Annotated in this window: 11 protein-coding genes; 1 reads left to right on the top strand and 10 read right to left on the bottom strand. The window is 71.2% G+C overall.

The window, feature by feature from the left end; genetic code table 11:
• Positions 1–68 precede the first annotated feature (68 nt).
• From ACIBL4_RS03405 to tkt, 7 genes are read right to left on the bottom strand one after another with little or no spacing between them, the layout of a single operon-like run.
• Complete coding sequence (locus ACIBL4_RS03405; RefSeq protein ID WP_399406021.1) at positions 69–656, bottom strand: histidine phosphatase family protein; 588 nt, start codon at positions 654–656, stop codon at positions 69–71.
• A 3-nt stretch (positions 657–659) separates the two neighbouring features.
• Positions 660–1,544, bottom strand: a complete 885-nt coding sequence (gnd, locus tag ACIBL4_RS03400) for a phosphogluconate dehydrogenase (NAD(+)-dependent, decarboxylating) (protein WP_399406019.1) — start codon at positions 1,542–1,544, stop codon at positions 660–662.
• Between the two features lies 1 nt (position 1,545).
• Positions 1,546–3,210 carry a glucose-6-phosphate isomerase gene (pgi, locus tag ACIBL4_RS03395; RefSeq protein ID WP_399406017.1) on the bottom strand — a complete coding sequence of 555 codons (1,665 nt, stop codon included), beginning with the start codon at positions 3,208–3,210 and terminating at the stop codon, positions 1,546–1,548.
• Positions 3,203–4,138 (bottom strand): glucose-6-phosphate dehydrogenase assembly protein OpcA, encoded by a 936-nt coding sequence (opcA, locus tag ACIBL4_RS03390; protein ID WP_399406015.1) that lies wholly within the window; start codon positions 4,136–4,138, stop codon positions 3,203–3,205. The genes pgi and opcA overlap by 8 nt, the downstream gene beginning before the upstream one ends.
• The gene (zwf, locus tag ACIBL4_RS03385) at positions 4,135–5,805 is read right to left on the bottom strand and encodes a glucose-6-phosphate dehydrogenase (RefSeq protein ID WP_399406013.1); all 1,671 of its coding nucleotides are present in this window, start codon (positions 5,803–5,805) and stop codon (positions 4,135–4,137) included. The genes opcA and zwf overlap by 4 nt, the downstream gene beginning before the upstream one ends.
• Positions 5,802–6,947 (bottom strand): transaldolase, encoded by a 1,146-nt coding sequence (tal, locus tag ACIBL4_RS03380; RefSeq protein ID WP_399406011.1) that lies wholly within the window; start codon positions 6,945–6,947, stop codon positions 5,802–5,804. The genes zwf and tal overlap by 4 nt, the downstream gene beginning before the upstream one ends.
• Before the next feature lie 20 nt (positions 6,948–6,967).
• Entirely contained in the window at positions 6,968–9,043 is a 2,076-nt protein-coding gene (gene tkt / locus ACIBL4_RS03375; RefSeq protein WP_399406009.1) for a transketolase, read from the bottom strand.
• Positions 9,044–9,227: 184 nt separating this feature from the next.
• On the opposite strand from tkt, the gene ACIBL4_RS03370 reads away from it, so the two are divergent.
• Complete coding sequence (locus ACIBL4_RS03370; RefSeq protein WP_399406007.1) at positions 9,228–10,115, top strand: helix-turn-helix domain-containing protein; 888 nt, start codon at positions 9,228–9,230, stop codon at positions 10,113–10,115.
• A gap of 64 nt (positions 10,116–10,179) precedes the next feature.
• On the opposite strand, the gene ACIBL4_RS03365 is transcribed toward ACIBL4_RS03370, so the two are convergent.
• From ACIBL4_RS03365 to ACIBL4_RS03355, 3 genes are all read right to left on the bottom strand, one after another.
• Complete coding sequence (locus tag ACIBL4_RS03365; RefSeq protein WP_399406005.1) at positions 10,180–11,574, bottom strand: glycoside hydrolase family 16 protein; 1,395 nt, start codon at positions 11,572–11,574, stop codon at positions 10,180–10,182.
• Between the two features lie 232 nt (positions 11,575–11,806).
• A complete protein-coding gene (locus ACIBL4_RS03360; protein ID WP_399406003.1) occupies positions 11,807–12,598 on the bottom strand; it encodes an IclR family transcriptional regulator in 792 nt (263 codons plus the stop codon).
• A complete protein-coding gene (locus tag ACIBL4_RS03355; RefSeq protein ID WP_399406001.1) occupies positions 12,595–13,959 on the bottom strand; it encodes an alpha/beta hydrolase family protein in 1,365 nt (454 codons plus the stop codon). Before ACIBL4_RS03355 ends, ACIBL4_RS03360 begins: the two co-directional genes overlap by 4 nt.

Genomic DNA, 13,959 nt, shown 5'->3' with positions numbered 1-13,959 from the left:
GGGACTCTGACGCGCCCGGCCGGAGGCTGTCAACTCGCCTCCGGCCGGGGTGGGTTACGCCGACGTGTTCACGCCCTGGTGTTCCACTCCGCGATCACGGGCCGCCCGTGCTCGGTCGACAGCCGGCAGACCGTGCCCGTCTCCAGCCGGAACAGCCGCCCCATCGAGGGCGGCAGGCCCAGCCGGCGGGCCGTCAGGACGCGGAGGAAGTGGCCGTGTGCCACCAGCAGCACATCGCCCTCGGGCAGCGCGTCGGCCACCCGGGACAGCACCTGGTCGGCACGCTCGCCGACCTCCTCGGGGGATTCGCCCGGCTTGCCGTCGGGACCGGGCGGGCCGCCGTCGGTCCACAGGTCCCAGTCGGGGCGGGTGCGGTGTATCTCCTCGGTGGTGACGCCCTCGTAGGCGCCGTAGTACCACTCGTGCAGGTCAGCGTCCCGCACGGCCCCCGTCAGGCCCGCGAGTTCGGCGGTGCGCACCGCGCGGCCGAGCGGGCTGGTGAGGACCAGCGCGAAGGAACGGCCCGCCAGGAGCGGAGCCAGCGACTTGGCCTGCTCCTCGCCGTTCGGGGTGAGGGGCAGGTCGGTGAAGCTGGTGTGCTGTCCGCTCCGGCTCCACTCCGTCTCGCCGTGGCGGACCAGCAGCAGATCTCCCACGTCCTACGCCTTCTTCGCGGACTCGACGGCGTGGCCGCCGAACTGGTTGCGCAGTGCCGCGATCATCTTCATCTGCGGCGAGTCGTCCTGCCGGGAGGCGAACCGGGAGAACAGGGAGGCGGTGATCGCGGGCAGCGGCACGGAGTTGTCGATCGCGGCCTCCACGGTCCAGCGTCCTTCGCCGGAGTCCTGGGCGTAGCCCCGCAGGCCCTCCAGGTGCTCGTCCTCGTCGAGGGCGTTGACCGCGAGGTCCAGCAGCCAGGAGCGGATGACGGTGCCTTCCTGCCAGGAGCGGAACACCTCGCGGACGTTGTCCACGGAGTCCACGGCCTCCAGCAGCTCCCAGCCCTCGGCGTAGGCCTGCATCATCGCGTACTCGATGCCGTTGTGGACCATCTTCGCGAAGTGCCCGGCGCCCACCCGGCCGGCGTGCACGAAGCCGTACGGGCCCTCCGGCTTGAGCGCCTCGAAGATCGGCCGGAGCCGGTCGACGTACTCCTTCTCGCCGCCGACCATCAGGGCGTAGCCGTTCTTCAGGCCCCACACACCGCCGGAAACGCCCGCGTCGACGAAGCCGATGCCGCGCTTGCCCAGCTCCTCGGCGTGCTTCTCGTCGTCCGTCCAGCGGGAGTTGCCGCCGTCGACCACCGTGTCGTACGGCTTGAGGAGGTCGGCCAGACGGTCGATGACGTGCTGGGTGGGGTCGCCGGCCGGGACCATGACCCAGACCGTGCGCGGCGCCTCCAGCTCGTTGACGAGGTCGGCCAGGCTGGCGACGTCGGACTTGTCCGGGTTGGTGTCGTAGCCGATGACGGTGTGGCCGGCGTTGCGCAGGCGCTCGCGCATGTTGCCGCCCATCTTGCCGAGACCCACAAGACCGATCTGCATGTCAGTTCACTTCCCGAAGATTGCGGTAGGCGGCCACCAGCGCGGCCGTGGACGGATCGAGACCGGGGACGTCAGCGCCCTCGGTCAGGGCGGGCTCGACGCGCTTGGCGAGGACCTTGCCGAGCTCGACGCCCCACTGGTCGAAGGAGTCGATGTTCCAGACCGCGCCCTGCACGAACACCTTGTGCTCGTAGAGGGCGACCAGCTGGCCGAGGACCGACGGGGTCAGTTCGGTGGCCAGGATCGTCGTGGTGGGGCGGTTGCCCCGGAACGTGCGGTGCGGCACCTGCTCCTCGGGCACGCCCTCGGCCCGCACCTCCTCGGCGGTCTTGCCGAAGGCGAGCGCCTGCCCCTGCGCGAACAGGTTGGCCATCAGCAGGTCGTGCTGTGCCTTCAGTTCGTCACCCAGCTCGGCGACGGGCTGTGCGAAGCCGATCAGGTCGGCCGGGATCAGCTTGGTGCCCTGGTGGATCAACTGGTAGTAGGCGTGCTGCCCGTTGGTGCCCGGCGTGCCCCACACCACCGGCCCCGTCTGCCATTCCACCGGACGGCCGTCGCGGTCCACCGACTTGCCGTTGGACTCCATGTCGAGCTGCTGGAGGTAGGCGGTGAACTTCGACAGGTAGTGGCTGTACGGCAGGACGGCGTGCGACTGGGCGCCGTGGAAGTTGCCGTACCAGATGCCGAGCAGGCCCATGATGAGCGGCGCGTTGGCCTCGGCGGGGGCGTTGCGGAAGTGCTCGTCGACGATGCGGAAGCCGTCGAGCATCTCCCGGAAGCGGTCCGGCCCGATCGCGATCATCAGGGACAGGCCGATCGCGGAGTCGTACGAGTAGCGGCCGCCGACCCAGTCCCAGAACTCGAACATGTTGTCGACGTCGATACCGAAGTCCGCGACCTTCCCGGCGTTCGTGGACAGCGCCACGAAGTGCTTGGCGACCGCCTTCTCGTCACCGCCCAGCCCTTCCAGCAGCCAGGAGCGCGCCGAGGTCGCGTTCGTGATGGTCTCGATCGTCGTGAAGGTCTTGGACGCGACGATGAACAGCGTCTCCGCCGGGTCCAGGTCGCGGACGGCCTCGTGCAGGTCGGCGCCGTCCACGTTCGACACGAAGCGGAACGTCAGTTCCCGGGCGGTGAACGGCCGCAGCGCCTCATAGGCCATGGCCGGGCCCAGGTCGGAGCCGCCGATGCCGATGTTGACGACATTGCGGATCCGCCTGCCGGTATGGCCGGTCCACTCACCCGAGCGCACCCGGTTCGCGAAGTCGGCCATCTTGTCGAGCACGGCGTGCACCCCGGGGACGACGTTCTCGCCGTCGACCTCGATGACGGCGTCCCGCGGGGCGCGCAGCGCGGTGTGCAGCACGGCCCGGTTCTCGGTGACGTTGATCTTCTCGCCGCGGAACATGGCGTCCCGCAGCCCGAACACGTCGGTGGCGGCGGCCAGCTCCTGGAGAAGGGCCAGCGTCTCGTCGGTGATCAGGTGCTTGGAGTAGTCGATGCGCAGGTCGCCCACGTGCACGACGTAGCGCTCGGCGCGCCCCGGGTCCGCGGCGAACAGCTCACGCAGGTCCGGCTGCGGCAGGGCGTCCTTGCGGTGGTCCTCCAGGGCGGTCCATTCGGGCCGCCGCGTGAGCTTGGGGGAGCCGGAGGGGGAGTCAGACATGAGCAGGGGTCTCCTCGGTTGCCTCACCGTTCAGGGCGATGGCGTACATCTCGTCCGCGTCGAGGCGCCGCAGCTCCTCGGCGATGAGTTCGGAGGTGGCACGGACTTTCAGGGCGAGGGTGCGCGACGGCTGGCCCGGCAGGGTCAGCGTGGCCAGCGGCCCCTCGGGGCGATCGATGAGGATCTCTCCGTTCTCCGTGCCCAGGCGGACGGCCGTCACGACCGGCCCGGCGGTGACCACCCGGTCGACCCGGACGTGCAGCCGCGCCTCCAGCCAGCGGGCCAGCAGCTCGGCGGCCGGGTTCTCGGCCTCGGCCTCCACGGCCGCCGAGATCACCTTCGCCCGGGCCTGGTCCAGCGCCGCCGCCAGCATCGAACGCCAGGGCGTCAGCCGGGTCCAGGCGAGATCCGTGTCACCGGGCGCGTAGGAGCGGACCCGGGTCTCCAGCATCTCCAGGGGGTTCTCCACCGCGTACAGGTCGGTGATGCGCCGCTGCGCCAGTGCCCCGAGCGGGTCCTTCGAGGGCACCTCCGGCGCCTCCATCGGCCACCACACCACCACCGGCGCGTCCGGCAGCAGCAGCGGCAGCACCACCGAGTCGGCGTGCTCGGACACCTCGCCGTAGGTCCGTAGCACCACCGTCTCGCCGGTGCCCGCGTCGGCGCCGACCCGGACCTCGGCGTCCAGCCGGGACTGGGTGCGGTCGCGCGGGGTGCGGGCGTGCCGCTTGATGACGACCAGGGTGCGCGAGGGGTGCTCGTGCGAGGCCTCCTCGGCCGCCTTGATCGCGTCGTAGGCGTTCTCCTCGTCCGTGACGATCACCATCGTCAGGACCATGCCCACGGCGGGCGTGCCGATGGCGCGGCGGCCCTGCACCAGCGCCTTGTTGATCTTGCTTGCCGTGGTGTCGGTCAGGTCGATCTTCATGGCCTGCGCCAGCTCCGTCCGTCTCGTGCGAGCATCTCGTCGGCTTCCGCGGGTCCCCAACTGCCCGAGACGTACTGCGCGGGCCGGCCGTGCGTGGCCCAGTACCGCTCGATCGGGTCGAGGATCTTCCAGGACTCTTCCACTTCCTGGTGACGGGGGAACAGGTTGGCGTCGCCCAGGAGGACGTCCAGGATCAGCCGTTCGTACGCCTCGGGGCTCGATTCGGTGAACGACTCGCCGTAGGCGAAGTCCATCGTCACGTCCCGGATCTCCATCGACGTACCCGGCACCTTGGAGCCGAACCGCACCGTCATGCCCTCGTCCGGCTGGACGCGGATGACGATCGCGTTGGAGCCCAGCTCCTCGGTGGCGGTGGAGTCGAAGGGGGAGTGCGGAGCCCGCTGGAACACCACCGCGATCTCCGTCACCCTGCGGCCCAGGCGCTTGCCGGTGCGCAGGTAGAACGGCACGCCCGCCCAGCGGCGGTTGTCCACCTGGAGCTTGATCGCGGCGTAGGTGTCGGTCGAGGAGGCCTGGTCGATGCCCTCCTCCTCCAGGTAGCCGCGGACCTTCGCGCCGCCCTGCCAGGCCGCCGCGTACTGCCCGCGCACGGTATGCCGGCCCAGGTCCTCCGGCAGCCGCACGGCCCGCAGCACCTTCAGCTTCTCGGTGAGCAGCGACGCCGCGTCGAAGGCGGCGGGTTCCTCCATCGCGGTGAGCGCCATCAGCTGCAGGAGGTGGTTCTGGATGACGTCACGGGCGGCACCGATGCCGTCGTAGTACCCCGCGCGGCCGCCGATGCCGATGTCCTCGGCCATCGTGATCTGCACATGGTCGACGTACGAACGGTTCCAGATCGGCTCGAACATCTGGTTGGCGAAGCGCAGCGCCAGGAGGTTCTGGACCGTTTCCTTGCCCAGGTAGTGGTCGATGCGGAAGACCTGCTCCGGGTCGAACACGTCGTGCACGATCGCGTTCAGCTCGCAGGCGCTGTCGAGGTCGTGCCCGAACGGCTTCTCGATGACCGCGCGGCGCCAGGAGCCCTCCGGCGCGTCGGCCAGCTTGTGCTTCTTCAGCTGCTCGACGACCTTGGGGAAGAACTTCGGCGGCACCGAGAGGTAGAAGGCGTAGTTGCCGCTGGTGCCCCGGGAGGCGTCCAGCTCCTCGACGGCGGAGCGCAGCTGCTTGAACGCCGTGTCGTCGTCGAAGTCGCCGGGGATGAACCGCATGCCCTCGGCGAGCTGCTGCCAGACCTCTTCGCGGAACGGGGTGCGCGCGTGCTCCCGGACCGCGTCGTGCACGACCTGCGCGAAGTCCTGGTCCTCCCAGTCCCGGCGGGCGAAACCCACCAGCGAGAAGCCCGGCGGCAGCAGGCCGCGGTTGGCCAGGTCGTACACCGCCGGCATGAGCTTCTTGCGGGACAGGTCACCGGTCACACCGAAGATGACGAGCCCGGACGGGCCCGCGATCCTGGGCAGACGGCGGTCGCGCGGGTCGCGCAGGGGGTTGTCGAAGTCGGTGGTACCGGCGTACTGCGGGCGCGGTGCGGCCCGGCCGCTCACCCCGGTCTGCTCGACCCCGGCGGCCTCCTGCGCCGCCCGGGCCTCCTTGTCCTCCTTGGTTCCGATGGTCTCCTGCTCGGCCGTCTGGGGGATGCCCTCGGTCATTCCGCGTCAACTCCCTTGCTGTTCAAGGACTTGGTGACCGCGTCCAGCAGGTCCTGCCAGGCCACCTCGAACTTGGCGACGCCTTCGTCCTCCAGTTGCCGCACCACCTCGTCGTAGGAAATGCCGAGCCGCTCGACGGCCGCCAGGTCGGCGCGCGCCTGGGCGTAACCGCCGGTGACGGTGTCGCCCTGGACGTCACCGTGGTCGGCGACGGCGTTCAGCGTGGCCTCCGGCATGGTGTTGACCGTGCCGGGGGCGACCAGTTCGTCCACGTACAGGGTGTCCTTGTAAGCGGGGTCCTTCACACCGGTGGAGGCCCAAAGGGGGCGCTGCCGGTTCGCCCGGGCACCGCCCAGGGCCTGCCAGCGCGGTCCGGCGAAGACCTGTTCGTACGCCTCGTAGGCCAGCCGCGCGTTGGCCAGGGCCGCCCTGCCCTTCAGGGCGAGGGCCTCGTCCGTGCCCAGCAGCGTCAGCCGCTTGTCGATCTCGGAGTCGACCCGGGAGACGAAGAAGGACGCGACCGAGTGGATGGCCGACAGGTCGTAACCGGCCGCCTGCGCCTTCTCCAGGCCGGCGAGGTAGGCGTCCATCACCTCGCGGTAGCGCTCCAGCGAGAAGATCAGCGTCACGTTCACGCTGATGCCCGCGCCGATCACCTCCGTGATCGCCGGCAGGCCGGCCTTCGTCGCCGGGATCTTGATCATCACGTTGGGGCGGTCCACCAGCCAGGCCAGCTGCCGGGCCTCGGCGACGGTCGCCGCCGTGTCGTGGGCCAGCCGCGGGTCCACCTCGATGGACACCCGGCCGTCCCGCCCGCCGGTGGCGTCGTACACCGGCCGCAGGATGTCGGTGGCGGCCCGGACGTCGGCCGTCGTCATCATCCGGACGGCCTCGTCGACGGTGACGCCCCGCACCGCCAGGTCGGCGAGCTGCTCCTCGTAGCCCTCACCGGAGCCGATGGCGGCCTGGAAGATGGACGGGTTGGTGGTGACGCCGACGACGTTCCCCGTCGCCACGAGCCCGGCCAGGCTGCCGGACTCGATCCGCCGGCGGGACAGGTCGTCCAGCCAGATCGACACGCCCTCCTCGGACAGGCGCTTGAGTGCTCCCGCGCTCGCGGTCGCTTCGGTCACAGTGATCATCTTCTTTCGGGGCGGTCGGATCAACCGCGCACAGCGGCGAGGGATTCCCGGGCTGCGGCGACGACGTTCTCGGGGGTGAAGCCGTACTCGGCGAACAGGGTCTTCGCGTCGGCGGAGGCGCCGAAGTGCTCCAGGGAGACGATGCGTCCCGCGTCCCCGACGAACCGGTGCCAGGTCAGGCCGATACCGGCCTCGACCGCGACCCGGGCCTTCACGGACGGCGGCAGGACGCTGTCCCGGTACGCGCGCGGCTGCTCCTCGAACCACTCCACGGACGGCATGGACACGACCCGCGTGGGTACGCCCACCGCCTGGAGCCGCTCACGGGCCTCGACGGCGAGGTGCACCTCGGAACCGGTGGCGATCAGGATCACCTGCGGCTCGCCGCCTTCCGCCTCGGCCCGCACGTAACCGCCGCGTGCCACGTCCGGGTCCGGCTCGTACGTGGGCACGCCCTGGCGGGTGAGCGCGAGACCGTGCGGGGCCGGGTCGGTGGTGTGCCGCCGGAGGATCTCGGCCCAGGCGAGCGCGGTCTCGTTGGCGTCGGCCGGGCGTACGACGTTCAGGCCCGGGATGGCCCGAAGCGCGGCCAGGTGCTCGACCGGCTGGTGGGTCGGGCCGTCCTCGCCCAGGCCGATGGAGTCGTGCGTCCACACGTACGTCACCGGCAGCTGCATCAGGGCCGACATGCGGACGGCGTTGCGCATGTAGTCGGAGAACACCAGGAAGGTGCCGCCGTAGACGCGCGTGTTGCCGTGCAGGGCGATGCCGTTCATCTCCGCGGCCATGGAGAACTCGCGGATGCCGAAGTGGATCGTCCGGCCGTACGGGTCGGCCTCCGGCAGCGGGTTGCCCGCCGGGAGGAAGGAGCTGGTCTTGTCGATCGTGGTGTTGTTCGAACCGGCCAGGTCGGCCGACCCGCCCCACAGTTCGGGGACGACCGCGCCGAGCGCCTGGAGCACCTTGCCGGACGCGGCACGGGTGGCGACCGCCTTGCCCGGCTCGAACACCGGCAGGGCGTCCTCCCAGCCCGCGGGCAGCTCGCCCTTGCTGACCCGGTCGAAGGTGGCGGCGCGCTCCGGGTTCTCGCCGCGCCAGACGGCGATCCGCTTGTCCCAGGCGGCGTGCGCCTCGGCGCCCCGGTCCAGGGCCCCGCGGGTGTGCGCCAGCACCTCGTCGGCGACCTCGAAGGTCTTCTCCGGGTCGAATCCGAGGAGGCGCTTGGTGGCGGCGACCTCGTCCTCGCCGAGCGCCGAGCCGTGCGACGCCTCGGTGTTCCGCGCGTTCGGGGCGGGCCAGGCGATGATCGTGCGCATCGCGATGATCGAGGGGCGCCCGGTCTCGGCCTGAGCCTCCTTCAGCGCCGCGTACAGCGCGTGCACGTCGACGTCGCCGTCCTCCCGCGGCTCGATCCGCTGGACGTGCCAGCCGTACGCCTCGTACCGCTTCAGCACGTCCTCGGAGAACGCGGTCGCGGTGTCGCCCTCGATGGAGATGTGATTGTCGTCGTAGAGGAAGACCAGGTTGCCGAGCTTCTGGTGGCCGGCCAGCGAGGAGGCCTCGGCGGAGACGCCCTCCTGGAGGTCGCCGTCCGAGACGATCGCCCAGACGGTGTGGTCGAAGGGGGACTCGCCCTCGGGGGCCTCGGGGTCGAACAGGCCGCGCTCGTAGCGGGCGGCCATCGCCATGCCGACCGCGTTCGCGACGCCCTGGCCGAGCGGGCCCGTGGTGGTCTCCACGCCTGCGGTGTGCCCGTACTCGGGGTGGCCGGGCGTCTTGGAGCCGTGCGTGCGGAACGCCTTCAGGTCGTCCAGCTCCAGCTCGTAGCCCGCGAGGTACAGCTGTGTGTACAGGGTCAACGACGTGTGGCCGGGGGAGAGGACGAAGCGGTCACGGCCGGTCCACTCCGGATCGGCCGGGTCGTGCCGCATCACCTTCTGGAAGATCGTGTAGGCGGCCGGCGCCAGGCTCATCGCGGTGCCGGGATGGCCGTTTCCCACTCGCTGGACGGCATCGGCCGCCAGCAGACGGGCGGTGTCGACGGCACGCCGGTCGAGGTCGGTCCATTCGAAGCTGTCCGCTGTCTGCGTGCTCATCTTCAAGAAGTCCTCGATAGGAGCGAAGTGGCTGGTCTGACGTGTTCAAAACTAAAAGTCTGACTTTTTCGAGGGAAGGTCGCCGTGTGCCAGCCTGTGGTGAAAGTGGGACACCCGCGGGCGGTGCGGCGCGCGAACGGGGCGGCACGAGGCGGACATGGTGGATATGGCAGATATGGCAGATATGGCAGACAGAGGCATCCAAGGCGGCGACGGGATCAGAACGTTCCCCTTCCCGGTCGAGCTGAGCGTCGGCGGCGTCGGCATGCAGGTCGGCCCGATGGGCACCGGCCGCACCTGGCACGCCGACGCGCCCCTGGAGCGCGTGCACCGCATCGACTTCCACGTCGTGCTGCTGTTCGGCGAGGGCCCGGTCCGGCACATGGTCGACTTCACCGAGTACGGGGCCACGGCCGGGGACCTGCTGTGGATCCGCCCGGGGCAGGTCCACCGCTTCTCCCGCACGAGCGAGTACCGCGGAACCGTGCTGACCATGCAGCCCGGCTTCCTGCCCCGCGCGACCGTCGAGGCCACCGGCCTGTACCGCTACGACCTGCCGCCGCTGCTGCGCCCCGACGCGGCCCAACTCGCCGGTCTGCGCGACTCGCTCGGCCAGCTCCGCCGCGAGTACGAGGACACGGACACGCTGCCGCCGAGCCTGCACACCGCCGTCCTGCGCCACTCGCTGACGGCGTTCCTGCTGCGGCTCTCCCATCTCGCCGCCAGTACGGCGGAGTCGGTACGGCAGACGTCCGACTCCACCTTCACCCTGTTCCGGGACGCCGTGGAGAAGGACTTCGCCACCAACCACAGCGTCAGCGCCTACGCCGACGCGCTTGGCTACTCCCGCCGCACCCTGGTCCGCGCGGTCCGCGGCGCGACCGGGGACACGCCGAAGGCGTTCATCGACAAGCGCGTGGTCCTGGAGGCCAAACGGCTCCTCGCCCACACCGACCTGCCGATCGGCCGGGTCGGCGCGGCGGTCGGCTTCCCCGACGCCGCGAACTTCTCCAAGTTCTTCCACCAGCACACGGACGTGACGCCGGCGGCGTTCCGGGCGGAACTGCGCTGAGGCGGCGGAGGCCGGGCAGCGAAAAGGGGCTCCACGCGCGCGTGGAGCCCCCTGCCGGGGATCGTCAGTGCCCGAAGGTGAACCAGTTGACGTTCACGAAGTCCGCCGGCTGTCCGCTGGTGAAGGTCAGATACACGTCGTGCGTGCCCGTCACGGAGGCGATGTTCGCCGGAACGGTCCGCCACGCCTGCCAGCCGCCGGTGCTGCCCACGGCGAAACTCCCGATGGGCGCGTTGCTCCGGCTGTCCAGCCGCACCTCGACCAGTCCGCTGACGCCGCCCGCCGCGCCGCTCGCGACCCGGGCGCTGAACTGCCGGGCCGCGGTGGAGCCGAAGTTGACGCCCTTGAAGTGCAGCCAGTCCCCGCCCGCCAGCGAGCCGACGTTCTGGCCGCCGCCGGAGTCCGACGTCGTCTCCGTCGTCACGCCGGACTGGCCGTCGTAGGACTCGGCCTGGATGGTGGAGTAGGCGTCGCGGTTGCCGGTCGGGGGAGGTGTGGTGCCGCCACCGGACGACAGCACCTGGACGTAGTCGACGACCATCGCGTGACCGGGCTGCGTGCCGGCGTCCGGGCCGCCGCCGAACGCGTCCGGGAAGCCGCCGCCCATCGCGACGTTCAGGATGATGAAGAAGCCGTGATCCGTGGCGTTGCGCCAGGTCGTCGCGTCGACCTGATTGGCGCGCACCGTGTGGAAGTTGACGCCGTCCAGGTAGAAGCGGATCTCCTCGACGCTCGTCGAGCGGTCCCACTCCATCCGGTAGATGTGGAACCCGGCCTGGCAGGTGGTGCCCTGGCAGGTGGTCGAACTGCCGATGCCGCTCGTCTCGTTGCAGGGGCCGCCCGGCGAGGTGCCGCAGTGCATCGTCGCGAACACGGTGTTCTGGCCCTGGGTGTTCTCCATGATGTCCAGCTCGCCGACCGCCGGCCAGTTCCAGTAGTTGCCGCGGTAGGGGGAGCCCAGCATCCAGAACGCGGGCCAGTAGCCCTTGGCAGCGGCCCCGGTGACGTTCGGCACCTGGATGCGCGACTCCACGCGGAGCTTGCCGCCGGCCGGGGGCTGGAAGTCGGTGCGGTTGGTCTCGATGCGGCCGGAGGTCCAGTTCCCGGCACCGTCCCGCCGAGGAGTGATGCGGAGGTTGCCGTTGCCGTCGAGTGAGACGTTGTCGGTGCTGCTCGTCATCGTCTCGATCTCGCCGGTGCCCCAGTTGGCGGGGCCGCCTGCGTAGCCCTTGCCGGTCGCGTACTGCCAGTGGGCCGTGTTGACGCCGCTGCCGGCCGGGCCGTTGAAGTCGTCGAGGAAGACCTGGTTCCAGCCCGACGGGGGCGGCGGCGCGGAGGCGCTCGCTGAGGGGGTCGCGGCGGTGGCGGCGACCGCGGCGAGGCCGAGTGTGCCGATGACGGCGACGAGCGCCCGCCGCAAGGGGCGCCGTGCGCGGGGTCTGCCGGAGGTGTCACTCATGTGGGGATGCCTCTCGGGTACGGGTGCGGGGAGGTTGAGAGCGCTCTCAAAGTGTCGTCAATGTGCTCCACGTCACCCGCGTCGTCAAGAGGTGAAACCGGGAAAAGTACGGGGCGTGCGATGAGTGCACGTCCTGAAGGGGCTCTGTCGGCCGGGGCGTTGCGGGCATGACGAAGGGGCGGGCCGTGGGGTGCCCGCCCCTCGTGTGCAGGGAGGTGCTGAACCCGCCGCTTCAGGCCCGCTCCGGCCGCCACCCCAGGGCCCGGGAGATGCCGCGCGCCGCCACCCGTACCGCCGGGACCAGTACCGGCACCTGGGCGTCGGCCTGTGGCACCACGATGGACACGGCGGCGGTCACCGACCCGTCCGCCGTGCGGACCGGCGCGGCCACCGACAGGGCGTCCTCCGTGACCTGACGGTCGCTCACCGCCACACCGGTCCGGCGCACTCCGGCGAGCTCCCGCCGCAGCCGCGCCGGGTCGATGATCGTGTACGGCGTGAAGGACGCGAGTGTGCCCGCGCAGTACTCCTCCTGGAACTCCGGATCGCCGTGGGCCAGCAGGGCGAGCCCGACCCCGGTGGCGTGCAGCGGCCAGCGCGCGCCGACGCGGATGTGCACGCCGACCGCCGAACGCCCCGAGAGCCACTCGATGTAGACGACGTCCGAGCCGTCCCGCACCGCCAGCTGCACGTTCTCGTGCGTCGCCTCGTACAGGTCCTCCAGGTACGGCAGCGCGATCTGCCGCAGGGCGAGGCCGCGCGGCGCCAGTGCGGCGATCTCCCACAGCCGGAGCCCGACGTGGTAGACGCCGGACTCGTCCCGTTCCAGGGCACCCCACTCGGTGAGCGCGCCCACCAGCCGGTGCGCGGTGGTCAGGCTCAGCCCGGCCCGCCGGCTGATGTCCGTCAGGCACAGCGCCGGGTGCTCGTGGTCGAAGGCCGCGAGGACGGACAGCAGGCGGTCGGTCGCGGTCGGGGCGCCCCCGGTGTGAGCGGAGTCCAGGACTCGGGGCAGAGCGGTCATGGCCGGGTGTCTCCCGGGTGGGCGAGGTCGTAGGGGCGGGGGTAGGCGGCCGGGCGGTACGGGACGTAGCGAGGTTCCGCCGTCGGATCCGCCGCTGCGGCACGGGAGTTGAGGGCGGCGGGCGAGGTGTCCCAGCGGCCCGTGTCCAGGCGGTGTTCCAGGGTGTGCAGGGCGGCCAGGGTCTCGCCGGGGGTGAACGTGCAGTGGCCGGGGGCGTCGACGTAGGCCTGGCGGAGCAGCGGACCGGAGCCGGCCGCGCCGGCCGCCCGCCGGTAGGCGCTCTCCGCCTGCACCGGTATCAGCGCGTCACCGGTCGTGTGGATGTTCAGCTGGGGGTCGGCCAGCCGGCCGGAGAACACGCTGGTGTTCCGCATCCACCGCACGGCCGGCGGGTCGGCGGAGATCCGGGGTGCGCGGCCCAGGGCCGAGAGGTCGGTACGCAAGGACAGTCCCGCCTCCTTGTAGAGCTCCTTCACCTCTTTGTACAGCGGGGAGCGGCCGAGCATGGCCGTGTAGTCGACACCGGTGTTCCACGACGGGTTGCCGCCCGCCCGGCCCTCGGCCTCCTGCCGCCAGCTGAACGCGGGCATCTGGAGCAGGCCCCGGACGGCCGTGTACTGGTTGGCCTGCTGGGTTTCCCAGTCCGTGGGGCCCGGCTCGGTCTGCGAGGCGTCGTTGTAGCCGGGGATGTCGTGCAGGGCCGCGGCCAGGGCGATACGAGCCCGGCCCTCCGGAGTGCGCTGGGCGGCGTCGACCTTCGAGGTGAGCGCCTTCCCGGCGGCGACCGCCTCCGGCTGGCCGGTGAAGCCCGTGAGCCGGATCCCGGAGCCGGGCGCGAGGAGCGTGCGCAGCGCGAACACCGGGTCCAGGGTGCTGTTCCAGTTGGCGACGCCGCCCTGCACCAGCCCGCACATCGACAGCGAACCGTCGAACCGGCCGGCGTGCCGCTCGGCGAGCATCGTGGTGACGAAGCCGCCGTACGAGGTGCCCCACGCGAGGGTCCGCCGCGCCGCCCCGAACGTCTCGGTGAACAGGTCCAGCGTGGCGAGCTGGTCGGGCACCGCGTCGGTGACGGCCCAGCCGTTCGTCGCGTACGAGGAGCCGATCAGGGCGTAGCCCTCGGCCAGCAGCCTGTCCCGGGCGGTGGCACTCGGCGTGTTCTCGGCCCGCTTGGGGGATCCGGCCGGGGCGTAGCCGTGGCTGTACAGCAGCACCGTCCCGTTCCAGGACGCGGGGACGTCCATCACATACGCGGCGCCGGAAGAAAGCTCGCCCTCCAGGTGGGTGCCGGTGGTGCCGGCGGCCTGCGCCGGCAGTGCGGTCGCCACGGACAGGCAGGCGGCAAGCAGAGCGAGGCGCAT

It is taken from the genome of Streptomyces sp. NPDC050416 (assembly GCF_044458845.1).
Taxonomy (GTDB): domain Bacteria; phylum Actinomycetota; class Actinomycetes; order Streptomycetales; family Streptomycetaceae; genus Streptomyces.
The sequence above is the reverse complement of the archived record's forward strand: the minus strand, read 5'-3'. Positions and strand labels throughout refer to the sequence as shown.

What these genes read in the sequence shown, in the direction of transcription:
- gnd (WP_399406019.1), bottom strand. Translation starts at nt 1,544, where the DNA reads ATGCAGATCGGTCTTGTGGGTCTCGGCAAGATGGGCGGCAACATGCGC.
- pgi (WP_399406017.1), bottom strand. Translation starts at nt 3,210, where the DNA reads ATGTCTGACTCCCCCTCCGGCTCCCCCAAGCTCACGCGGCGGCCCGAA.
- opcA (WP_399406015.1), bottom strand. Translation starts at nt 4,138, where the DNA reads ATGAAGATCGACCTGACCGACACCACGGCAAGCAAGATCAACAAGGCG.
- zwf (WP_399406013.1), bottom strand. Translation starts at nt 5,805, where the DNA reads ATGACCGAGGGCATCCCCCAGACGGCCGAGCAGGAGACCATCGGAACC.
- tal (WP_399406011.1), bottom strand. Translation starts at nt 6,947, where the DNA reads ATGATCACTGTGACCGAAGCGACCGCGAGCGCGGGAGCACTCAAGCGC.
- tkt (WP_399406009.1), bottom strand. Translation starts at nt 9,043, where the DNA reads ATGAGCACGCAGACAGCGGACAGCTTCGAATGGACCGACCTCGACCGG.
- ACIBL4_RS03370 (WP_399406007.1), top strand. Translation starts at nt 9,228, where the DNA reads ATGGCAGACAGAGGCATCCAAGGCGGCGACGGGATCAGAACGTTCCCC.
- ACIBL4_RS03365 (WP_399406005.1), bottom strand. Translation starts at nt 11,574, where the DNA reads ATGAGTGACACCTCCGGCAGACCCCGCGCACGGCGCCCCTTGCGGCGG.
- ACIBL4_RS03360 (WP_399406003.1), bottom strand. Translation starts at nt 12,598, where the DNA reads ATGACCGCTCTGCCCCGAGTCCTGGACTCCGCTCACACCGGGGGCGCC.
- ACIBL4_RS03355 (WP_399406001.1), bottom strand. Translation starts at nt 13,959, where the DNA reads ATGCGCCTCGCTCTGCTTGCCGCCTGCCTGTCCGTGGCGACCGCACTG.